Origin of the sequence: Rhodococcus sp. (in: high G+C Gram-positive bacteria) (genome assembly GCF_049286785.1) — a bacterium.
Classification (GTDB): Bacteria; Actinomycetota; Actinomycetes; order Mycobacteriales; family Mycobacteriaceae; genus Rhodococcus_F.
Map to the genome: position 1 here is coordinate 20,023 of NZ_JBAQEO010000244.1, position 21,972 is coordinate 41,994.

At 66.5% G+C, this 21,972-nt stretch carries 23 protein-coding genes and 1 pseudogene; 15 read left to right on the forward strand and 9 right to left on the reverse strand.

The features are described 5' to 3' along the window. Window positions 1-184: 184 nt before the first annotated feature. The 4 genes from WAW17_RS09940 to WAW17_RS09955 form a co-directional block, all read right to left on the reverse strand. Window positions 185-661: a hypothetical protein gene (locus WAW17_RS09940; protein ID WP_422332815.1), complete on the reverse strand. Its 477-nt coding sequence runs from the start codon at window positions 659-661 to the stop codon at window positions 185-187. Between the two features lie 56 nt (window positions 662-717). Further along, window positions 718-1,545, reverse strand: coding sequence for an SDR family oxidoreductase (locus WAW17_RS09945; RefSeq protein ID WP_422332816.1), 828 nt, complete (start codon window positions 1,543-1,545; stop codon window positions 718-720). 129 nt (window positions 1,546-1,674) lie between these two features. Beyond that, on the reverse strand, window positions 1,675-2,028 hold the full coding sequence (locus WAW17_RS09950) for a hypothetical protein (protein ID WP_422332817.1): 354 nt from the start codon (window positions 2,026-2,028) through the stop codon (window positions 1,675-1,677). Window positions 2,029-2,136: 108 nt separating this feature from the next. Beyond that, window positions 2,137-2,898: a hypothetical protein gene (locus WAW17_RS09955; protein WP_422332818.1), complete on the reverse strand. Its 762-nt coding sequence runs from the start codon at window positions 2,896-2,898 to the stop codon at window positions 2,137-2,139. 351 nt (window positions 2,899-3,249) lie between these two features. On the opposite strand from WAW17_RS09955, the gene WAW17_RS09960 reads away from it, so the two are divergent. Beyond that, entirely contained in the window at window positions 3,250-4,572 is a 1,323-nt protein-coding gene (locus WAW17_RS09960) for a mannosyltransferase (protein WP_422332836.1), read from the forward strand. On the opposite strand, the gene WAW17_RS09965 is transcribed toward WAW17_RS09960, so the two are convergent. Beyond that, complete coding sequence (locus WAW17_RS09965) at window positions 4,523-4,804, reverse strand: 4a-hydroxytetrahydrobiopterin dehydratase (RefSeq protein ID WP_422332819.1); 282 nt, start codon at window positions 4,802-4,804, stop codon at window positions 4,523-4,525. The two genes, WAW17_RS09960 and WAW17_RS09965, sit on opposite strands and share 50 nt — an antisense overlap. A gap of 82 nt (window positions 4,805-4,886) precedes the next feature. On the opposite strand from WAW17_RS09965, the gene WAW17_RS09970 reads away from it, so the two are divergent. Then, window positions 4,887-5,285, forward strand: a complete 399-nt coding sequence (locus tag WAW17_RS09970) for a (deoxy)nucleoside triphosphate pyrophosphohydrolase (RefSeq protein WP_422332837.1) — start codon at window positions 4,887-4,889, stop codon at window positions 5,283-5,285. Between the two features lie 9 nt (window positions 5,286-5,294). On the opposite strand, the gene WAW17_RS09975 is transcribed toward WAW17_RS09970, so the two are convergent. Then, window positions 5,295-5,471 (reverse strand): hypothetical protein, encoded by a 177-nt coding sequence (locus WAW17_RS09975; RefSeq protein WP_422332820.1) that lies wholly within the window; start codon window positions 5,469-5,471, stop codon window positions 5,295-5,297. 336 nt (window positions 5,472-5,807) lie between these two features. On the opposite strand from WAW17_RS09975, the gene typA reads away from it, so the two are divergent. From typA to WAW17_RS10010, 7 genes are all read left to right on the forward strand, one after another. After that, complete coding sequence (gene typA / locus WAW17_RS09980) at window positions 5,808-7,715, forward strand: translational GTPase TypA (protein ID WP_422332821.1); 1,908 nt, start codon at window positions 5,808-5,810, stop codon at window positions 7,713-7,715. Window positions 7,716-7,872: 157 nt separating this feature from the next. Then, a complete protein-coding gene (locus WAW17_RS09985) occupies window positions 7,873-9,642 on the forward strand; it encodes an ABC transporter family substrate-binding protein (RefSeq protein ID WP_422332822.1) in 1,770 nt (589 codons plus the stop codon). Next, window positions 9,639-10,517: an N-acetyl-1-D-myo-inositol-2-amino-2-deoxy-alpha-D-glucopyranoside deacetylase gene (gene mshB, locus WAW17_RS09990; RefSeq protein ID WP_422332823.1), complete on the forward strand. Its 879-nt coding sequence runs from the start codon at window positions 9,639-9,641 to the stop codon at window positions 10,515-10,517. Before WAW17_RS09985 ends, mshB begins: the two co-directional genes overlap by 4 nt. Before the next feature lie 60 nt (window positions 10,518-10,577). Beyond that, window positions 10,578-10,757 carry a hypothetical protein gene (locus WAW17_RS09995; protein ID WP_422332838.1) on the forward strand — a complete coding sequence of 60 codons (180 nt, stop codon included), beginning with the start codon at window positions 10,578-10,580 and terminating at the stop codon, window positions 10,755-10,757. A 14-nt stretch (window positions 10,758-10,771) separates the two neighbouring features. Beyond that, window positions 10,772-11,281, forward strand: a complete 510-nt coding sequence (locus WAW17_RS10000) for a hypothetical protein (protein ID WP_422332824.1) — start codon at window positions 10,772-10,774, stop codon at window positions 11,279-11,281. Next, window positions 11,229-12,746: a catalase gene (locus WAW17_RS10005; RefSeq protein WP_422332825.1), complete on the forward strand. Its 1,518-nt coding sequence runs from the start codon at window positions 11,229-11,231 to the stop codon at window positions 12,744-12,746. Before WAW17_RS10000 ends, WAW17_RS10005 begins: the two co-directional genes overlap by 53 nt. A gap of 39 nt (window positions 12,747-12,785) precedes the next feature. Further along, a complete protein-coding gene (locus WAW17_RS10010; RefSeq protein ID WP_422332826.1) occupies window positions 12,786-13,619 on the forward strand; it encodes a uroporphyrinogen-III synthase in 834 nt (277 codons plus the stop codon). An 88-nt stretch (window positions 13,620-13,707) separates the two neighbouring features. Here the strand turns inward: WAW17_RS10010 and WAW17_RS10015 are convergent, their stop codons facing one another. Genes WAW17_RS10015 through WAW17_RS10025 form a run of 3 tightly spaced genes read right to left on the reverse strand, consistent with a single transcriptional unit; the run spans window position 13,708 to window position 16,447 of the window. Next, window positions 13,708-14,421 (reverse strand): uracil-DNA glycosylase, encoded by a 714-nt coding sequence (locus tag WAW17_RS10015; protein WP_422332827.1) that lies wholly within the window; start codon window positions 14,419-14,421, stop codon window positions 13,708-13,710. Further along, a complete protein-coding gene (locus WAW17_RS10020) occupies window positions 14,406-15,947 on the reverse strand; it encodes a PH domain-containing protein (RefSeq protein ID WP_422332828.1) in 1,542 nt (513 codons plus the stop codon). The genes WAW17_RS10015 and WAW17_RS10020 overlap by 16 nt, the downstream gene beginning before the upstream one ends. Next, window positions 15,944-16,447: a PH domain-containing protein gene (locus tag WAW17_RS10025; protein ID WP_422332829.1), complete on the reverse strand. Its 504-nt coding sequence runs from the start codon at window positions 16,445-16,447 to the stop codon at window positions 15,944-15,946. Before WAW17_RS10025 ends, WAW17_RS10020 begins: the two co-directional genes overlap by 4 nt. A gap of 82 nt (window positions 16,448-16,529) precedes the next feature. Here WAW17_RS10025 and WAW17_RS10030 point away from each other — a divergent pair, with 82 nt between their 5' ends. The 6 genes and pseudogenes from WAW17_RS10030 to WAW17_RS10055 form a co-directional block, all read left to right on the forward strand. Continuing rightward, window positions 16,530-16,736: a hypothetical protein gene (locus WAW17_RS10030; protein ID WP_422332830.1), complete on the forward strand. Its 207-nt coding sequence runs from the start codon at window positions 16,530-16,532 to the stop codon at window positions 16,734-16,736. A gap of 48 nt (window positions 16,737-16,784) precedes the next feature. Further along, complete coding sequence (locus WAW17_RS10035) at window positions 16,785-19,412, forward strand: bifunctional FO biosynthesis protein CofGH (RefSeq protein ID WP_422332831.1); 2,628 nt, start codon at window positions 16,785-16,787, stop codon at window positions 19,410-19,412. Further along, window positions 19,409-20,185: a hypothetical protein gene (locus WAW17_RS10040; RefSeq protein WP_422332832.1), complete on the forward strand. Its 777-nt coding sequence runs from the start codon at window positions 19,409-19,411 to the stop codon at window positions 20,183-20,185. The genes WAW17_RS10035 and WAW17_RS10040 overlap by 4 nt, the downstream gene beginning before the upstream one ends. A gap of 105 nt (window positions 20,186-20,290) precedes the next feature. Then, window positions 20,291-20,614: a ferredoxin gene (gene fdxA, locus WAW17_RS10045; protein ID WP_422332833.1), complete on the forward strand. Its 324-nt coding sequence runs from the start codon at window positions 20,291-20,293 to the stop codon at window positions 20,612-20,614. 2 nt (window positions 20,615-20,616) lie between these two features. Then, window positions 20,617-21,717: a succinyldiaminopimelate transaminase gene (gene dapC, locus WAW17_RS10050; protein WP_422332834.1), complete on the forward strand. Its 1,101-nt coding sequence runs from the start codon at window positions 20,617-20,619 to the stop codon at window positions 21,715-21,717. Window positions 21,718-21,732: 15 nt separating this feature from the next. Further along, window positions 21,733-21,972: pseudogene (locus WAW17_RS10055) on the forward strand (hypothetical protein); the annotation flags it as partial.

Consider the following 21,972-nt stretch of genomic DNA (forward strand, 5'->3'; position numbering starts at 1 on the left):
GCGCATCCTTTCCGGTGAAACGCGACTCGGCGAATCGGCGATAGACAGATGTCACTACAGTTCACTCCGATCACGAAGGTAACACCATGGACCTGATCCTCGACCTCGTTTACACCGTCGCCTCGTTCCTGTACACGGCCTTCTTCGTGCACGGGTCCTGAGTTCCGGTCCGGGTCCCGCCGGATCAGTCCCTGCGGATCAGGGTGAACGGGCTCGCGAGCACCCGTGACCGGGGGCTGATCGCGAATGTCAGCGCGAGGAGCGTCCGGTCGTCGAGCACCCGGAACTCGTCGCGCACCCACCGCCACGGGACCGGAGCGCCGGAACCGTACGACACCACCAGTGCCGGGCGTCCGTCGAGCCAGGAGGCATCGAGACGCACGCGCATCGGCAGCGTCTCCCGCAGCGAACCGTCGCTCTCCCGCAGCAGGTTGACGCCCTCACCCGCTGCATCGAATCTCTTGCCGTACCAGCCCGGCATGCCGCCGAGAGCGATCGCTCTCGGCGCCACCAGTCGGAGGAAGCGGGGACCGACGAACACCGCTTCGTGCATGCCGGCCGTCGACCGGATATCCCCTCCCTCCAGCGAGCGAAACTGCCTGTGCAGGGCTCGTATCGAGCGGGGTGTTGTCGGGGCCGAGTTCACGGGTTCAGTATGCATCGAAACGCTCCGTACACGCTCTGGTCATGGTCCGATACCAGCGGAATCACCGAGTGTCAGCCGGCCGGCATCAGCGTGCGGATCGTGGCAACCACACCGCCGTCCACGAGAAGGTCGGTGCCGGTGATGAACCCGGCCTGAGGGTCGAGCAGAAACGCGGCGGCCGCGGCGATGTCGTCCGGGGTGCCGAGACGCTTGGCGGGGGACATGTCCACCATCGCCTGCATCGTCTGCCCGGACTCGCCGGCCAATTCCTGCTGGCCCATCGGCGTGGAGATGACACCCGGGCTGATCGAGTTGATCCGCGCGCCGCGCTGACCCCAGGCGCCTGCCGCTGCCTGGACCCGCAGTGCGTTCGCGCGCTTGGCCAGCACATACGCCATCGCCGGAACACCGACGGTGTCGGGTGCCAGGAAGGGCAGCCCCAGCAGTTCCGGCGCCGGGGTCGCGGCGAGCGCCCGTTCCTGCTCGGCAGGCAACCCGCCCGACATGTGCCCGGCCATGCTGGCGATGACCACGCCTGCGCCGCCGGGAGCGATGATCCGCGCGAACTCGTCGAGCACCAGCGCTACGCCCAGTAGATCCACCCGCAGGATCGCCTCAGTCGGCGCCTGTTCCGGGGACAGTCCCGCCGTGTGCGCGACGTGGGTGACCCGTCCGAGCTCGGCGGCCGTGTCGGCGAGGGACACCACCGAGTCGCGGTCGGATACGTCGACTGCCCGGGAGATGACGTCGTGGCCTTCGCCGCGCAGCAGGTCGGCGGCCGAGTCCAGCGTGGCCTCGTCGAAGTCGGCCAGCAATACCCTCCGCCCGCTGCCCACGCGGCGGGCGATCGCCTGCCCCATGCCGCCCACACCGATAACGACCACGACGTCTTTGTCCATTCGCCAGCTCCTTGAAAGTGTTTCGAGACGATCTGGAGTGTAGAGCGGTGGACCGTTTTCCGCGCTGTGCTGCGACCGGTCGCCCGAGATCCTCGAGCAGCTATGAACTCAGGGCCGCCGTCGCGGTACTCAGGACTGGACGTGAGCCGTCGAGTCTCGCGTCAGGTCCGGTTCCTCGGCGATGACAGTGAGGGCTGGATGCGGCTCGAGAGGGGCGTCGTGCCAGCCGCGCCACGACATCAGGGACCACCGCGACAGTCCGGAGAACGCGGATCCGAGGCTGGCGAACGAGCCCGCGCTCAGTGCCGATCCGGCCGAGCCTGCCGATCCGATCGACAACATCGACCCAACGCTGCCGATGGACAGAATCGAATAGGCCGAGCAGATCGACAGAATCGACCCTTCCGACCGGAACGAGAGGATCGACCGACGGGAACGACGTGAACGCAGCGAGTGATCAGGCATATGCGGCATCGAGGGCATTCCTCGGTTTACCACGGCATTCGGCGCGGCAAACGGAAACCTGCGCAAACGAACGAGGGGTTCTCCGGAAACCGGAGAACCCCTCGCTCGTCGGTGGAGCGTGCTGAACTACGCGACCTGGAACATGCCCACGGTCGGTAGGAAACTGCACGTGATCGGCGCGCTGCCTTCAGCCTGAGTGGTGAGACCACCCGAAATGACGGCGACCACGCGGCCGGGACCGGTGTCGGCGATGGTCGACAAGGTTGCCGGGCCGTCCGGGTTGATACGTGCCTCGTCGGTGAGATTCTGGGTGGCGCGGCGCTGGTTGTCCAGGTTGACCCACGTCACGGTCAGCGGATTCGGCTGCTCGGGGGCGGGTGGCTGGGTTCCGAGGGCGGTGAACACGAATGCGGCCTGACCCGCAGCGGGTCCGGGCGGGGGCAGCTCGGCCGGACCGGGAACCGCGAGTGCGGTACCCACGGAATCCTGGCCCTCACCGATGCAGTTCTGACCGATGGTCGGGTACAGGAACTGCGCGATGACCGGCGCATTCTCCTGCGGGATCTCGGGTCCACCGCCCCCGCTGCCATCGAGGAACGTGATGATGCGCTCGAGGGTGGACTTGAGTTCCGGCGGGATGCCCGGCGTCTCGAGGATGTTCCGTGCCTGGTCCAGCAGCTCCTGCTGCGGTCCGTTGGAAATGTCCTGGGTACCGGCGGCGACGCCGATAATCGCGGGTGCAATCGACGCAAGCATCTCCACGGGAACACCCTCGGGCACGGGCGGCGGTGTCGGCTGCGCAAACGCCTGCGCCGGTACTGCGATCGCAGCTGCTGCGGCAACGGCGAGAGCTATCGACGCTCTACGCATACCTCGGGTTCGAAGCACAGTCTCCCCATCCTTGTCATAACAGCGTGGAGGCAAATACTGTCCACGTCTGACGGCTCGGGGGGTCACTCTATGTACAGCGCCCCCGGGTTGTACAGCTCACTGCTATCTGCTTAGTGAGCTGCGGCACCCCGGTGGAGTCTATGGCATACAGACCCCGACGGTGATCCTCCGGTGACCATAGCGTGCGACCGATGTGGTCTGTGTGAATGTTGATGCAACTGTTACCGGCGGCGACAGAGACGGCAGGTTCGGACCGAACGGCCGTCTACTCTGTTCGAGACCGTTCGCGAGATTGCTCGGACCTCGCCACATCTGACGGGAGACCGCCGCACAGTGCCCGACCATCCAGTGCCCGACCATCCAGTGTCCGACGACGCAATGTCCAGCGTCCCGCCGGAGCAGGTGACGCGTACCCGGGGTGGCGCGGCCATGCACGCACTGCTCCGATGGTCGCCTCTCCTTCTCGCGTTGTCCGTACTCGCCCGCATGGCGTGGACACTGTCGAGTCCCAACGGAATGAACCTCGTCGACCTGCACGTCTACGTCGACGGTTCCGCGGCGCTCGCCAAGGGCAGCCTCTACGACTTCACCTACTCCGAGGTGACTCCCGACTTCCCGCTGCCGTTCACCTATCCGCCCTTCGCGGCGCTCGTCTTCTTTCCGCTGCATTTCATCCCGTTTCCCGTATTGGGTGTGTGCTGGCAGTTGCTCACGATCCTCGCCCTGTATGCGTTGGCGCGGATGAGCCTGAGCCTCCTGCTCGGGGACGCGGCCCGGGCGCCCCACTGGCGGGCGGTCGCCGTTCTCTGGACAACGGTGGGCGTGTGGATCGAACCCGTCCGGACAACGCTCGACTACGGCCAGATCAACGTGTTCCTGGCACTACTCGTCATGACCGCGGTACGCAGTTCACGGTGGTGGCTGTCCGGTGCGCTCGTCGGTATCGCCGCAGGCATCAAACTCACACCCGCGATCACGGGCCTCTACTTCCTTCTGCAGCGACGGTGGACAACCGCGCTCTTCTCGGCCGTCGCCTTCGCGGCGACGGTAGGAGTGAGCTATCTGCTGATCGGATCCGAGGCGCGCGAATACTTCAGCCACCTGCTCGGTGACGCCGACCGGATCGGGCCCGTGGGTTCGGTGTGGAACCAATCGCTGCGCGGGGCCCTGAGCCGGTTGCTCGGCTACGACGTCGAGACCGGCGTGTTCTGGCTCGCGGCCGTGGCGGTCACCGTGGTCCTCGCGGCGTTCGCGGCGAGAACCCTGGCCCGCGACGACCGGCTCGGCACCCTCGTGATTGTGGAATTGGTCGGACTGCTCGTCTCACCGATCTCGTGGTCGCACCACTGGGTGTGGGTGATCCCGATGCTCATCTGGATGCTCCACGGACCGTACGGAAAGCTACCGGCCACCCGCATCCTCGCCGGGTACTGGCTCGTCACCACGCTGATCGGCGTCCCCTGGGTTCTCAGCTTCTTCCAGGACTCCATCTGGCTGATCTCCCGTCCCGCGGTGCTCGCATGGCTGGGCGCGGTGGACGTCGCCGGGGCATTCGGTGTGTTCGTGCTCGTGATCTATGCGGGCCGGCGCGCCGCGGACGCCCCCGAGGGGCCGTCGTCTGCTAGATCAGAGCATCGATCCGTGAAGCGAGATCCAGATCCAGCTGCGTGATGCCGCCCGCCGAATGCGTCGACAGCGTGTAGGTGACCCGGCGCCATCGGATGTCGATGTCCGGATGGTGATTCATCGCCTCGGCCTCGTCCGCCACCTTCCCGACGAGGTCGATGGCGTCGGGGAAACTCGGGGACTCGATCGTGCGGACGAGGGAGTCACCTGATCGCCCCCACCCCGGCAGCTCCGCGAGTGCGGCATCGATCAGTCCGTCTGACAGCAACTCGGGCATACCTCATGATGGTGCGGTGCAATCGGAACATGCAAGGTCCGCCGCCGATATCGGTGAAGTTGCTTCGGGCGCCGGCGAAGTTGTGGCGGGCGCCGGCGAAGTTGTGGCGGGCGCCGTAATCGTGGACGGGCGTCTGCTGCTCGCCCAGAGGAACCGTCCACCCGAACTTGCGGGACTGTGGGAATTGCCCGGCGGCAAGGCAGAGGCAGGGGAGACCCCTGCAGCTGCGCTGTGTCGCGAGTTACGGGAAGAGCTGGGTATAGAGGTGTCGGCCGGCGATCGGGTGGGAGGCGACGTGCCACTTCCGGACGGGCGGGTGTTGCGGGCCTACCGGGTGGAACTGGTGTCGGGAACACCCACCGCGCTCGACCACGCGGGGCTGCGGTGGGTGGATGCACTGGAACTGGAATCCGCCGATCTCGTGGAGAACGACAGGGGATGGGTCCCCGACCTCCTGCCGTTCCTCGACGGGAGGCGGTGAGTGCGCACCTCAGGCGGCGCGGGCCTTCTTCAGCCCCTTCTTCAATTCCTTCTTGGTGGCGCCCTCGTTCTCGAGCTTCCTCATGCGCATGATGACGACCGGGCACTTCAGGCATCGAATCTTCTTACGGCAGCATTTCTTCTTCGGTTTCAGACTCGAGACCTCGGTGGCCTTGACCTTGCCCATACGCGGTCGGCCTCCTGCTTCCTCGCCAAACCCGGTTCACCGACACGTTAGCCGAGCCTGAGTTCCGGTCCTGCGCCGCAGACAGCGTGGTGAGACCCGACGTGGCGCAGATCACTTTGTGCTGGTCGGAACGTCTCGATGCCGCCCGCGATGCGCGAGAAGAGGCCTCGAGCGGGTAGTATTCACAGGGCCGTAATGCCAGTACTGGGCAATTGTGCCTCGACGAGGGATTCCGCAGTCGGAATCATTCCGGATCGGGATGACAAGGCGGCCGCCAGAAAGCCGTGCGAGTGAACTTTCGCGTGGCCGAATCAACTCAGCCAGGAGAGCTATCGCGTGACCACTACCAGCTTCCGTAACGTTGCCATCGTCGCACACGTCGACCACGGCAAGACCACCCTCGTCGATGCCATGCTGCGCCAATCCGGGGCATTCGAGGAACGCGCCGAGCTGGTCGATCGTGTCATGGACTCCGGAGACCTCGAACGCGAGAAGGGCATCACCATCCTCGCGAAGAACACCGCTGTTCACAAGCGGAACGAGGACGGCTCGATCACCATCATCAACGTGATCGACACACCCGGCCACGCCGACTTCGGCGGAGAGGTCGAGCGCGGACTGTCCATGGTCGACGGCGTCGTGCTTCTCGTCGACGCATCCGAGGGACCGCTTCCGCAGACCCGCTTCGTGCTGCGCAAGGCGCTCGCCGCCTCGCTGCCCGTCATCCTCGTGGTCAACAAGACCGACCGTCCCGACGCCCGCATCGCCGAGGTCGTCACCGAAGCTCAGGACCTGATCCTCGACCTCGCGTCGGATCTCACCGACGAGGCCGCCGAGGCTGCCGAGCTCGCGCTCGACCTTCCCGTCCTCTACGCCTCCGGCCGTGAAGGCAAGGCCTCCAAGGCGCAGCCCGAGAACGGCCACGCACCCGATGCCGAGAATCTCGACGCACTGTTCGAGGTCCTGATGGAGTGCGTCCCGGCGCCCAAGGGCAACGTGGACGCGCCGCTGCAGGCTCACGTCACCAACCTCGACGCGTCGGCATTCCTCGGCCGCCTCGCGCTGGTCCGCATCCACAACGGCGAGCTGCGCAAGGGACAGACCGTCTCCTGGTGTCGCGAGGTGGACGGCGAGCCCGTGGTCACCAAGGCCAAGATCACCGAACTCCTCACCACCATCGGTGTCGAGCGCGTATCCGGTGAGGTCGCTGTCGCGGGTGACATCTGCGCTGTCGCCGGCTTCCCGGACATCATGATCGGCGATACCCTCGCCGACCTCGACAACCCGGTGCCGCTGCCCCGGATCACCGTCGATCAGCCGGCCATCTCGGTCACGATCGGCACCAACACCTCGCCGCTCGTCGGCCGCGTGCAGGGTCACAAGCTGACGTCGCGCATGGTCAAGGCACGCCTCGATGCGGAACTGATCGGCAACGTCTCGCTCAAGGTGCTCGACATCGGCCGTCCCGACGCCTGGGAGGTGCAGGGTCGTGGTGAGCTGGCGCTGGCCATCCTCGTCGAGCAGATGCGCCGCGAAGGCTTCGAGCTCACCGTCGGCAAGCCGCAGGTGGTCACCCGTCAGGTCGACGGCAAGGTGCACGAGCCCTTCGAGGAGCTCACCATCGACAGCCCCGAGGAGTACCTGGGTGCCATCACCCAGCTACTCGCCAACCGCAAGGGCAAGATGGTGCAGATGGCCAACCACGGTGCCGGCTGGGTGCGCATGGAATTCATCGTTCCCTCGCGCGGCCTCATCGGTTTCCGTACCGACTTCCTCACCGAGACCCGCGGAACCGGCATCGCGAACGCTGTGTTCCACGGCTACGCACCTTGGGCCGGCGAGATCCGGGCCCGCCACACCGGTTCGCTCGTGTCGGACCGCAGCGGAACGGTCACCCCGTTCGCCATGATCCAGCTCGCCGACCGCGGCACCTTCTTCGTGGAGCCGGGCGCCGACACCTACGAGGGCATGGTCGTGGGTATCAACCCCCGCCAGGAAGACCTCGACATCAACGTCACCCGCGAGAAGAAGTTGACCAACATGCGTCAGTCTTCCGCCGACGTGATGGAGACACTGGCCAAGCCGAAGAAGCTCGAACTCGAAGGCGCGATGGAATTCTGTGCCGTCGACGAGTGTGTCGAGGTCACACCGGAGGTCGTGCGGGTGCGCAAGTTGCACCTGTCGGCCAACGACCGTGCCCGTGAGCGTTCGCGCTCCAAGTCGCGTGACAAGGCTGCCATCTGAGCGGCTGAATCCGCACCAAGGAACACAACCGGGCGAATGTCCCTTCGGTCGATTCATCGCGGCCGAAGGTACATTCGCCTGTGGGTTTCCGGAGCCTTTCTGTATCGGAGCCTTCCGGTATCGGAGCCTTCCGGTATCTCTGACGAAAGGCGGCGCGGTGGTAGCTGGAGGTCGATTCGGAACGACGGTGTTGGCGTTGGCTCTGTCGACGTCGGTGCTGGCGTCGTGCACCGCCGATCCGCCCCCGCCCGTCGAGAGCACCGACAGCCCCAAACCGACCGTGTCGGCAACCGAGAAGCAACCCGTTGTCGTCGCCATCGACGATGTGGGCAGCGGATTCAACCCGCACCTGCTGGCGGACCAGTCGCCCGCGAACACCGCGGTGAGTTCACTCGTGCTGCCCAGTCCGTTCCGGCCGGTGGTGGACCCCGAACGGCCGGGTGTGAGCAATTGGGTGCCGGATCCCGCCCTGCTGCTGTCGGCGGACGTGACCTCGCAGGAACCGTTCACCATCACGTATCAGCTGCGGAACGAGGCGCAGTGGTCCGACAGTGCACCCATCGCGGCGGAGGACTTTCGCTATCTGTGGCAGCAGATGATCAGCGCACCCGGAGTGGTCGACCCCGCCGGGTACCGATTGATCGAGGACGTGAAATCGGCGGGCGGTGGCAAGTCGGTCGAGGTGGTCATGCGGGCGGCGTACCCGGCATGGCGTGAACTGTTCACCGACCTGCTGCCTTCGCACCTGATCAAGGATTCGCCGGGAGGGTTCGCCACCGGACTGTCCGAGAACATCCCGGTGTCGGGCGCGTACTTCCACATCAAGTCCATCGACCGGGGCCGCGACGAAATCCTGCTCGAGCGAAACGACCGATTCTGGGACAAGCCGGCCGTACCGGATCAGATCCTGATGCGCCGGGACGGGACACCGGCACAGCTCGCAGATTCCATGCGCAGCAACGACACTCAGGTCGTGCAGATCCACGGGGGCACTGCCACGTCGGCGCAACTCGACGCGATTCCGGCGGTGCGGACCGGTGTGTCGTTCCAGCCGCGCAGCCTCGACCTCACGCTCAACGGCCGGGTGCCCGAACTCGCCGATGTGCGGGTACGGCAGAGCCTGCTCGACCTTCTCGATCCGGACCTGCTCGCCGTGGTCGGGGCCGGAAACGAGGCGTCCGCCGTTCCGGCGCGGTCGCAGGTCTACGCCCCCTCCGACCCCGGATACGTCGCTACCGCACCGGGCCGGCCTGCTCGCGAGCACGTACTCGCCCGCCTCGCCGAACTCGGTTACCTGGTGGAGACGCCGGAGCCCGCCGGCGGTTCGGCGGAATCGGTCCTCCCCACCCGTCTCGTCCGGGAAGGTGTGCCACTGACGCTGGTCATCGGAACACCCGAAGGCGACGGCACCGCCAATGCAGTTGCCAATACCGCGGCGGACGAGTTGCGGGGTGCGGGCGTCGCGGCCAGCGTCGTGTCGCTTCCGGCGGAAGAACTGTACGGCGACGCCCTGACGAACGGTGATGTCGGGGCGATCCTCGGATGGTCGCGTGCCGGCGCCGACCCGGCAACCGCTCTCGCTTCCCGCCACGGTTGCCCGCCGGCCGGCCCGGTGCCGATGAGCGTGGACAAGGATGCCACAGAAGATGTTCCGGTCTCGGAGGCCGAGGCACCCGCCAATCTGTCGGGTGTGTGCGACCCCGGTCTGCAACCCTCCATCGACGCCGCGCTGCGGGGAACAGGTGAGGTGAGGCAGGCACTGTCCGAGGCGGACCGCCGACTGTGGGATCTCGCGGCTGTGCTGCCGATCATGCAGGACCGCACGATCGTGGCTGCGGGACCGGGAGTCGAGGGCGTGTCCCTCACGGGTGCGATACCGGTCGGAATCTTCAGCGACGCGGCGGAGTGGAACAGGACCGATCAATGACTGAGCGGCGACTCCTGCTGGTCCATGCCCATCCCGACGACGAAACCCTCACCACCGGCGGCACCATCGCCCGGTATGCGGCAGAGGGTGCGCGGGTGCAGGTACTGACCTGCACACTCGGCGAGGAAGGCGAGGTGATCGGCGACGAATGGGCGCAACTGGTGGCCGGCGACGCGGACCAGCTCGGTGGATACAGGATCGGTGAACTGACTTCCGCGCTCGCGCATCTGGGTGCGGGCCGCCCCCGATTCCTTTCGGGAGCCGGTCACTTTCGCGACTCGGGTATGGCGGGCACGGCGGCTGCCGTCAACCCGCGGGCCTTCGTCAATGCGGACAGGGAATCGGCGATCGTGGCCATGGTGGCGGTGATCCGGGACCTGCGCCCGCAGGTCGTCATCACCTACGACACCGACGGTGGGTACGGCCATCCCGATCACATCAAGGCGCACGCCATCACCACGGTAGCGGTGGAGGCAGCGGGAACGGCGCGCTATCCGGAGGCGGGTGAGCCGTGGAACGTGGCCAAGCTGTATTGGACCGTGACCGGGAGGGCGGCGCTGGAGTCGGGACTGAGCCGGATCGGCGACCTCCCCGAGGGATGGCGGCTCCCTGAACCCGGTGAGTTGCCGAGCGTTCCGGATATCGAGGTGACCACCGTGGTGGACGTGCAGGGCGTGGTCGCGGCAAAGAGGGCGGCGCTGGCCGCACACGCCACCCAGGTGACGGTCGCGCCGAGCGGCACCGAGTACGCGCTGTCGAACAACATCGCCCAGCCGATTCTGGGCGAGGAACACTTCGTCCTGGTCAGGGGACGCGTCGGTGAGCTGGACGCCGCCGGTCGGGAGCGGGACCTCTTCAGTGGTGTGGATCACTGAGCCGCCTGATACGTGACCACGCACACGTATTACACTGTGGCGCACATCACGAATCGTGTGATGATCACCGGGAGGGCGAAGATGTACAACTGGGATGTTCAGAACGCGATTGTCGCGTTCGTCGACACGCTGAAGCCGTCGTGGCCGGCGCAGCATGAGCTGTACTACAGCACGCTGTACGCCTTCGCCGACATGCAGAGCCATTTGCTGACCCTGCTCGGGTACCCACCGGTTCCCTGATCCACTATTGAGGCATGACCGTCGACGCCGCAGCGAGATCCCGACAGTTCGATGTTCTGGACAGGATGACCCTCGCGTTGCTGGTGTTCGACGGCTTTCTCTGCGCGATCCTCTCGGTGCTCTTCCTGCCCCTGTATCTCGGCGCGACGCCTTTTCCGGTGAGCATCCTCGCGGCGGCGGTCGTCAACCTTGCTCTGGTGATCGCAGCCCGATCGATCACCGGCCGGTCGGGCGCGGCCGCCCTTCCGCTCGCGGGATGGGGACTGGGATTCCTGCTCTGCATGCTCGGCGGCCCCGGTGGTGACGTGCTGCTTCTCGCCTCGGCGTGGACTCTTCTGCTCCTGATCGGCGCCCTGGTACCGGCAGCGGTCTACCTCGGAAGAGTCAGTGTGAAAGACCTCGCCGGAGCAGTTTCGCCAGCCCCCCGCAGGGGTACGCCTCAGCCGCGCATCGTGCTGAAGGAGTACCGCAATGACAGAGCTGAACTTCACCACCGACGACGCCGGCATCCCGGTGGAGAGTGACGAGCATTCGCTCACTATCGGACCTGACGGACCGATCCTTCTCCAAGACCACTACTTGATCGAGAAGATGGCGCAGTTCAATCGGGAGCGTGTCGCGGAGCGGCAACCGCACGCGAAAGGTGGCGGCGCATTCGGAAGGTTCGAGGTCACCGAAGACGTCAGCGCCTACACCAAGGCCGACCTCTTCCAGCCCGGCAGGAAAACCGATCTTCTGATCAGATTCTCTTCCGTCGCAGGCGAACGGGGGAGCCCGGACACATGGCGGGATCCACGGGGATTCGCGATCAAGTTCTATACGCACCAGGGCAACTACGACATGGTCGGTAACAACACGCCGATCTTCTTCGTCAAGGATCCGATGAAGTTCCAGGACTTCATCCGCTCCCAGAAGCGCCGTGCCGACAACAATCTGCGCGACCACGACATGCAGTGGGACTTCTGGACGCTGTCACCCGAATCCGCTCACCAGGTGACCTGGCTGATGGGAGACCGGGGCATTCCCCGGACGTGGCGACACATGAACGGCTACTCCAGCCACACCTATATGTGGGTCAATGCTGCCGGGGAACGATACTGGGTGAAGTACCACTTCAAGACCGATCAGGGAGTCGAGTGCTTCACCCAGCACGAGGGTGATCAGATGGCCGCCATGGACACGGACTACCACACCCGTGATCTCTGGGAGCACATCGAGGGCGGTGACTTCCCGAGTTGGACCCTGAAGATGCAGATCATGCCGTTCGAGGACGCCAAGACCTACCGGTTCAACCCGTTCGACCTCACCAAGGTGTGGCCACACGGCGACTACCCGCTGATCACCGTCGGCAGGATGACCCTGGACCGCAACCCCACCGACTACCACTGCGAGATCGAGCAAGCCGCATTCGAACCCAGCAATCTGGTGCCCGGCATCGGTCCGAGTCCCGACAAGATGCTGCTCGGCCGGTTGTTCTCGTACCCGGACGCTCACCGCCATCGCATCGGTGCCAACTACAAGGAGTTGCCCGTCAACAGGCCCGTCGTACCCGTCCGGTCGTATTCGAAGGACGGCACCATGCGCCACCACAATCCGGGGGACCCGGTGTATGTGCCCAATTCCAAGGGCGGTCCGCATGCCGATCCTTCGCAGGTGGGCGAGACGGCACGGTGGTTCGCGGACGGCGACATGGTGCGAGCAGCGTATTCGCAGCATGCGGAGGACGACGACTGGGGTCAGGCCGGAACGATGGTCCACGAGGTGCTCGACGATGCCGCACGCGACCGTCTCGTCGACAACGTCGTCGGTCATCTCCTGGGCGGGGTGTCCGAACCGATTCTCGTGCGCGCCTTCGAATACTGGCGGAATATCGACAACGAGCTCGGCGGCCGCATCGAGAGCGGGGTGCGGCAGAAGAAGGGCGAGCGAGACCCGAAAGAAGCGCAGCAGGCCGCTCCGGCTCGGGAAACTGCGCAGATGAAGGCCTAGCCGTCCTCTCCGTCATGCCTCGTGCGTCACACTGGGGAGATGTCGCATGAGGAACTGTCGGGTCTGACCGTTGCCGTGACGGCCGAGCGCCGTGCCGCCGAGTTCATCACGCTCCTCGAACGGCACGGCGCCGACGTCACGCACACGCCCGCCATCCACGTCCTGCCGGTGGTGGACGATTCGGAGTTGAGAGCGCGGACGTCCGAGATCATCGCCTCGCCCCCGGACGTGGTGGTGGTGAGCACGGCCGTCGGATTCCGCGGGTGGCTGGAGGCTTCCCGGGTATGGGGGTCGGAGGATGCATTGCTCTCGGCCCTTCGGTCGGCCCGCATCATCACCCGGGGTCCAAAGGCCAAGGGTGCCGTCCGCGGCGTGGGTCTGCGTGAGGAGTGGTCGCCGGGGACGGAGTCGTCCGAGGAAGTGCACGAGCATCTGGTCGCCGAAGGAATCCGTGGCCGACGTGTCGCCGTCCAGTTGCACGGCACCATCACCGAGTGGGAACCCATGACCGACCTGAGTGTGTCGCTCGCCAGGGAAGGTGCCGAGACGACCGCCGTATCGGTGTACCGATGGATCAGGCCGGAGAATCAGGAACCCCTGCGGTCGTTGCTCGACGAGATCGTGCGGGGCGAGGTGGACGCGGTCACCTTCACCAGCGCACCCGCCGTGTCCTCACTGCTGAGCACCGCGAAGGACGTCGGTCGAGTCGACGCGCTGGCCCGCGCATTCTCAGGTCCGGTGGCCGCAGTGTGCGTCGGTTCCGTCACCGCCTCGCCACTCACAGCGCTCGGAGTGCCCACCATGCAGCCGGCCCGTTCGCGGTTGGGCAGCCTCGCCAGATTCGTGATCGAGGAGCTGCCGAAACGGCGGTGAGCCGGCTACGCACACCGGCCGGTTCGGGGGAACGGCACTTTCGGCGCCTTGGATGAGGTGGATGTGCCGTTCGCCCTGTGGGTGTGGGTCAGGGGAGGAGACCCGCGGCCCGGCCGGCGTCGGCGAGTACCGATTCGAGCATGGTAGGGGTCAATCGTCCGGTGAAGGTGTTCTGCTGGCTGACGTGATAGCAGCCGAAGAGGTGCAGCGGGGCGCCGTGCCCGGGGAGTTCGACATGTGCGCCGTGCCCGAATCCGGGACGTGGGGTGGGTACCTCCCACCCGGTGTCCTCGAGCACGGGAAGCAGTGCCTGCCAGCCGAATCCGCCGAGGACGACGACCGAGCGCAGTTGCGGGCGGAGGATCTTCAGTTCGGCGTCGAGCCAACGGCGACAGTTCCGCCGTTCGCCGGTCGTGGGTTTGTTGGCGGGCGGCGCGCAGTGTACGGGGGAGGTGATCCGGGTGCCGAACAGTTCGAGTCCGTCCCCGATGTGCGTGGCCGTCGGCTGATTCGCCAACCCCACGGCATGGAGTGCGGCGTAGAGGAAGTCGCCACTGCGGTCTCCGGTGAACATGCGTCCGGTGCGGTTACCGCCGTGGGCCGCCGGTGCCAGGCCGACGATCAGGAGTGATGCGTCTGGCGGACCGAATCCGGGAACCGGACGGGCCCAATAGGTTTCGTCCCGAAACGCGGCGCGCTTCTCGATCGCGACCCTTTCGCGCCACTCCACCAGGCGCGGGCAGGCGCGGCATTCGATCAGCTCGGCGTCGAGGCTCGCGAGGTCGGTCAGCGGCGAGACCACACGTCACCTCCACCCGGTGTGACCGCCTCCACCAGTGACCAGGCCTGCTCGGCAGGCAGATCGGTCACCAGGTATCTGCCGGTACCTGCCGGGGTCGCGGCGATCACGGTGGCGACTCCGGACCGACGCTGGAAGAAGGTTTGCCGGACGGTCCAGCCGATGATCCCGTCCGCTTCGAGGCTGTGCCGTGCCCGGTCGAGTGAGCCGCTGCGGGTGATGAGCCATCCGGGCAGCACCGCGTGGCCCAATCCGCGGTATCTGTCCCACCCCAGTGCAGCGCCGGCCACGGCGAGAACGGCGACGGCGGCCCACACGGGCCGGAACACCTCGCGGCCCAGGGCGGTGAACAGCAGGGCCGCGACCAGTGCGACTTCGGCGGGAATCAGCGCCCGCGTGAATCGTCGACGCCGTGCCGCGCGGCCGTGCGGGGTGAGAGCGGCCGCCGCTTGACTGCGGTCACCGATCACAGTGGCCATCACTCGCGTGGCTTCCGCCCGCGGCGCCTGTGGAAGCAGCAGTGAGGATTCCCGCTTCTCGGCGCTGACACCGGTCATGATGGCGTCGAGCCGGGCGCCACCGGCGAGCCGGAGCAGCAGGGGTTCCTTCAGGGTCGTGCCGCGCAGGCGTTCCCGGTCGAGCGTGGTCTGGCGGGTTCGGAGGATCCCGTGGCTGACGTGCAGGGTGCGGCCGTCGTCGGTGAGAGTCATGTTTCCGTACGTCAGGAGGTACCGGACGCACGCGAGTGCGCTCGCCGCGATCAGAAGGATCACGACACCGACGCCGACAGCGATGGCGATTCCGACGTGTTCGGCGGACGCGATTCCTTCGGTGACCGTGTTGGAACGGATGATCGCACCGCCGATGCCGTATTGAAAGGCGACGCCGACGACTGCACCGACGGTCACCAGGCCGGTAACCGAGAAGGGCGCGTACCGGACCCATGCCGCGCGCCAGTGGCCGATCTCGGCGACACGGGCATCTCCGGGGCCCGGGGCGTGGGGGGTTTCCTCGGAAGACTCACGGGACAGGAGCGCGGTTCGCAGAGCGGGGACCAGTGTGGACGACAGGGCATTGAGTTCGAACTTCGCGGCATCCGGTTTGGACCCCACCTGCTGACCGGTCCCGATACGGACGATCGACAACCCGAGCAGACGATGCAGCACTCCCGCCTCGACGTCGACGGACCGGATTCGACTGCGCGGCACGGACAGCAGACGTTTACGGAACAGCCCCTGCCGCAACTGTACGTGTACGGGACCGATGCGATAACTCGTTGTGAACCATCGGGTCAGACCGAGAACCACGAACGCACTGACGGCGACCAGTCCCCACAGATGGTTTCCGCTCTCGCTGCCGACGAGGAAGGTGAGGAGCAGGACAGGAAGGAGTTTGACGATCTCGTTGATGGGATGAATCAGCAGCATGCGGTGATCGAGCCGCAGCCAGGGCAACTCCTGTTCGACCGCGACGGCGTCCACGCCCTCGGCGAGTGGCGGAGCGACACCGGGTTCGGGACCGGCACTCATGTGGCGTCACCGACGTGGGTACCGGCGATGTCGGTAAGCCTCGCGACCGTGCGATCGGCGGTGTGCTGGTCGAGAGCGGTGATCTTGACGGCTCCGGCGGAGGACGCGGTCGTCACGGTGACCGTCGCGAGTCCCAGCATGCGGTCGACGGGCCCCCTCTCGGTGTCGACGGTCTGTACGCGGGAGATGGGGGCGATGCGGCGTTCCTGGGTGAACCAGCCGGTTCGGGTGTAGACCGCGGTGTCGCTGATCTCCCACCGGTGAACGCGGTACCGCCATTGCGGTACGACGGTGATGTGGAGCAGTGCGAGAACGAGCGTGATCGCGAAAACGCCGACATGAACCCACGTCGGCCACCAAGTGCCCACGAACGCGGCGACGGCCTGGAGGGCGAACACCGGCAGCCACAGCAGGGTGGCGTTGATCGCCCACAACTGCTTGGCTCTGGGGCTCGGACGCCACAACGGCTCGGCCATGGTGACGGTGGTGGGCACACTCATGACCCTACTTTGGCGGTGCACCGGCATTCTGTCGAGAAGCGACCTATCGTAGGAGGACCGCCGAAGTGAAAGGAGCGCAGACATGACGTCATTCGATGCAGCCGGCTCCCCCGAGGTTCCCGAGGCAGACCGTCTGGAACAGGATTTTGCCGTCACCGACGAGGAGTCGGGAGAGGTGTCGGACGAGGTGCCGGCGGGCGGAACCATTCCGTCGTCATTGGAGGTGAACGAGGCGGACGCGGTGGAACAGAGCCTCGAGGTTCCGGACGACGAGGACTATCCGCGCTGACGAGGTGACCAGTGTCTGCGCCACCTTGGGTGGCAGCGCTCGTCGTCCATGGCGCATGATCGCTGGGTGACCCATTCAGGTGAAGATTCCCACCGGCCCGCGATGCTTCCCATGCCGGGTGTTCCTGCGGCGAGCGCCTCGGGAACATCGGTGCAGGTAGTAGCGCCCTCCGCCACTGCCATGCGGCGGGTGCTGCGGCGCGCGCGGGACGGCGCGACGCTCAACGTGGACGAGGCGACGACCCTGCTGCAGGCGCGCGGCGACGACCTCGCGGATCTGTGTTCTTCCGCGGCGAAGGTGCGCGATGCAGGTCTGCTCGCGGCGGGCCGGCCCAGGGCGGTGACGTATTCACGGAAGGTGTTCATTCCGCTCACCAGGCTGTGCCGCGACAAGTGCCACTACTGCACGTTCGTGACGGTGCCCGGAAAGTTGCGGGCCGAGGGGCGCGGTGCGTACCTGGAACCGGACGAGGTGCTCGAGATCGCTCGTCAAGGCGCCGAATTGGGCTGCAAGGAAGCCCTGTTCACCCTGGGTGATCGGCCCGAGGACCGGTGGCCCGAGGCCAAGCAGTGGCTCGACGAACGTGGCTACGATTCGACCCTGGACTACCTGCGGGCCATGTCGATCCGGGTGCTCGAGGAGACCGGGTTGCTGCCGCATCTGAACCCCGGGGTGATGGGCTGGGAGGAGATCTCCCGGCTCAAGCCGGTGGCGCCCTCGATGGGCATGATGCTCGAGACCACCTCGACGCGGCTGTTCACCGACAAGGGGGAGTGCCACTACGGCAGCCCCGACAAGGACCCGGCAGTGCGGTTGCGCACGCTGACCGACGCCGGACGGTTGAGCGTGCCGTTCACCACCGGGATCCTCGTCGGCATCGGGGAAACGGTGGCCGAACGTGCCGAGTCGATCATGGCGATCCGTAAGTCGCACAAGGCGTTCGGTCACATTCAGGAAGTGATCGTGCAGAACTTTCTGGCCAAGCCGGACACCGCGATGCGCGACACGCCCGACGCGGGACTCGAGGAGTTCCTGGCGACGATCGCCGTGTCGCGACTGCTGCTCGGTCCGTCGATGCGGATCCAGTCACCGCCGAACCTGGTGTCGAACGCCGAATGCCTGGCGTTGCTGGGCGCGGGTGTCGACGACTGGGGCGGTGTCTCGCCGCTGACCCCGGACCACGTCAATCCGGAGCGGCCGTGGCCCAACCTCGACACGCTGGCCGAGATCACGGCGGAAGCGGGCTTCGAACTCACCGAGCGGACCGCGGCGCAACCACAGTACGTGCTGGCGGGCTCGCCGTGGATCGACCCGCGGATCGCCGGACACGTGCAGGCCCTGGCGGATCCGCAGACCGGACTGGCCATGCCGGACGCCAAGCCCGTCGGCCTGCCCTGGCAGGAACCGGACGAGACGTGGGAGTCGACGGGTCGCGTCGACCTGAACACCGAGATCGACACGGAGGGCCGGAACACCGAGACGCGCAGCGACCTGGGCAGTGCCTTCGGCGACTGGGACACCGTGCGCGAGCAGGTCCTGGAACTGAGTGCCCCGGCGCGGGTGGATACCGATGTGGTGGCCGCGCTGCGCAGCGCCGAACGCGATCCGGCCGGTCTGACCGACGACGAGTACGAGGCGCTGGCCACCGCGGAGGGGCCGGGTCTCGAAGCCGTTGTCGCGCTCGCGGACGCGCTCCGCAAGGAGGTCGTCGGCGACGATGTCACCTACGTGGTGAACCGGAACATCAACTTCACCAATATCTGTTACACCGGTTGCCGGTTCTGCGCGTTCGCGCAGCGCAAGGGCGACGCGGATGCCTTCACCCTATCGGCGCAGGAGGTGGCGGACCGGGCATGGGAGGCACACGTCGCGGGTGCCACCGAGGTGTGCATGCAGGGCGGCATCGATCCCGAGTTGCCGGTCACCGGATACGCGGACCTGGTGCGGGCGGTGAAGGCGCGGGTGCCGTCCATGCACGTGCACGCGTTCAGTCCGATGGAGATCGTCAACGGCGCCGCCCGCAGTGGTGAGAGCGTGCGCGACTGGCTGACCGAACTGCGCGAGGCCGGGCTGGACACCATTCCCGGGACCGCGGCGGAAATCCTCGACGACGAGGTGCGGTGGGTGCTCACGAAGGGCAAGCTGCCGACGGCGACGTGGGTCGACGTGGTGACCACCGCCCACGAGGTGGGCCTGCGGTCGAGTTCGACGATGATGTACGGGCACGTGGACAACCCCCGGCACTGGGTGGGGCATCTGAACGTTCTCAAGGGAATTCAGGACAGGACGGGCGGGTTCACCGAGTTCGTGCTGTTGCCGTTCGTGCATCAGAGTGCGCCGTTGTATCTAGCTGGGGCGTCGCGTCCGGGTCCGACGAACCGGGACAATCGCGCAGCGCATGCGCTGGCCCGGATCATGCTTCACGGGCGGATCTCCAACATTCAGACGAGCTGGGTGAAACTCGGCGTCACGGGTACCCAGGCGATGTTGCAGGGTGGTGCGAACGATCTCGGCGGCACGTTGATGGAGGAGACCATATCCCGGATGGCTGGGTCCCAGCACGGCTCGGAGAAGACGGTCGAGGAACTGCGCGCCATCGCCGAGGGCATCGGCCGTCCCGCACGCGAACGCACCACCACACATGCCCGACGCGAGGGAAGGACACCTGCTGCATGAGTGACACGGACCGGCTGGGCGACGACAGGGTCGTCGTCATCCTCGATCGAGCGGCACGCGGTATCAACCCGGTGCTCGATCTCGCATACACGGACCCCTTCGGGATCAAGAGCCGCACCTTCGCGCCGACGGCCGAGGAACGAAACGCGGCGGAGGCTCTGCTGGACGGCATCGCGTGGCTGCTCGACACGATTCATTTCCCCGGGACGGCCTCGTGGGAGGAGGCCACCGACGACCAGCGTGCCCGCTGGTGGGTTACCCGGATCGGCGCGCTGAACACGATCGCGGTGGCGTTTCCGGGCATGTTCGGTGTGCTGTTGAACCGGCTGCCGATTCAGGATCTGCTGGGGTTCGCGAACCAGACGATGGTGCTCGTCGCGGTGGCACGCGAACACGGGGTGACCGGACGCACCGAGCAGGTAGAACTGCTGGCGTCGGTTCTCTGTGGGCGGGAGACCGACGCGGGTCCGGTACTCGCCGCCGGCGGTGCGCACCGGGAAGAGGGGAGCCGCGACTCGACGTGGCGGCCGTTCGCATTGATCGGGGGGCTGTGGCGTACGGCGCGCACGGTCCGCGCACTCACCGACGAACTCGACAAGCGTCCGCAACCGGGCAGGACGCTCTCGTTGCTCGAGAACATCCCGGTGGTGGGGGTCGTGGCCGCATACGTCGGCGAACGCGGCGCGTTGCTGCGGGCCGCGAAGCAGGGCAGTGAGTGGATCGCGTTCCGCACGGCGGTGCCGGCGCCTGTGCCGGTGCGTTCGGTGAGGTAACCCTCACCTCGGAGTCGCGGGCCCGACAGGGAATAATGATTCCGCCCCGGGGTGCAGCGTCCGTACCTCGTGCTTACTCGTGTCAGAAAGGCAGGGAGAGCAACAGTGCCCTACACGATTGCTGAACCGTGCGTCGATGTGCTGGACAAGGCGTGTATCGAGGAATGCCCTGTCGATTGCATCTACGAGGGCGGGCGGATGCTGTACATCCACCCGGACGAGTGTGTGGATTGCGGCGCCTGCGAACCCGTCTGCCCGGTCGAGGCCATCTTCTACGAAGACGACGTCCCGGAACAGTGGAGCGGTTACATCGCCGCCAACGTCGATTTCTTCGACGATCTCGGTTCTCCCGGCGGCGCAGCGAAGTTGGGCAAGGTCGACTACGACCCGCCGTTCGTCAAGGCCCTCCCGCCCATGGGCGAGGACTAGATGTGCCGCGCATCTCGCTAGCCAAGACTCTTCCCGACTTTCCCTGGGATTCCCTCGAGGCAGCCAAGGCGAAGGCCGCCGCTCATCCGGGCGGAATCGTCAATCTGTCGGTGGGGACACCGGTCGATCCGGTCGCCCCGATCATCCAGGACGCCCTGGCCGCCGTTGCGGCCGTTCCGGGGTATCCGACCACTCACGGCACCGAAGAACTTCGGGTCGCCGCAGCCGAGTCGCTGCTCCGTAGGTACGGGATCGGTGGCATCGATCCGCAGGCGATCCTCCCCGCGATCGGGACCAAGGAATTCATTGCGTGGCTGCCCCGGTTGCTCGGCCTGGGAGCCGAGGATCTGGTGGTCATCCCGGAACTGGCGTATCCCACCTACGAGGTGGGTGCGCTTCTCGCCGGTGCACGGATGATCCGGGCAGACGGGCTGAACCGGCTCGGTCCGGAGAGCGCGTCGCTGATCTTCGTCAATTCGCCGTCCAATCCCACCGGCAAGGTGCTCGGACTCGAGCATCTGCGGAAGGTGGTCGACTGGGCACGCCGTCGCGGCGCCATCGTGGTGTCCGACGAGTGCTACCTGGGTTTGACCTGGGAAGTCGAGGCTCTCTCGATCCTCGACGAGCGGGTGAACGACGGTGACCTCACCGGGCTCCTCGCGGTCCATTCGCTGTCCAAGACGTCGAATCTGGCGAGCTACCGGGCGGGTTTCGTGACCGGGGACCCGGCGCTCGTGTCCGAACTTCTCGAGCTGCGCAAGCATGCGGGCATGATGGTGCCGTTGCCGATCCAGTCCGCCATGACCGCGGCGCTGCGCGACGACGAGCACGAGAAACTTCAGCGTGAGCGTTACCGCAAGCGTCGAGACATTCTCCTCGCGGCCGTTCGTGGCGCGGGGTTCACCGTCGACAACTCCGAGGCGGGGCTGTACTTGTGGGCCACCCGCGGCGAGGCCTGCCGCGATACCGTCGAGTGGTTCGCCGACCGCGGAATCCTCGTGGCGCCGGGGGAGTTCTACGGTCCCCGCGGCTCCGCGCATGTGCGGATCGCGCTCACCGCGACCGATGAACGGATCGACGCCGCGGCCCAGCGGTTGAGTTGAGAGGCGGGTCGCGCCGTGACCCTCGACGACGTTGCCGACGAGTTGTACGGTCTCGACCCCGGCGAGTTCGTCGAGGCACGCAAGGCTCGGGTGGCGGCGGCAAAGCAGGACGGGGATCGCGACCTCGCCACCGCGATCGGGAAGCTGCGCAAACCCACCACGGTCGGCTGGCTCGTCAACCTCCTCGCTCGGCAACTACCCCACGAGATCGACTCTCTTCTGGCGCTCGGTGAGGCGTTGCGGGATGCGCAACGC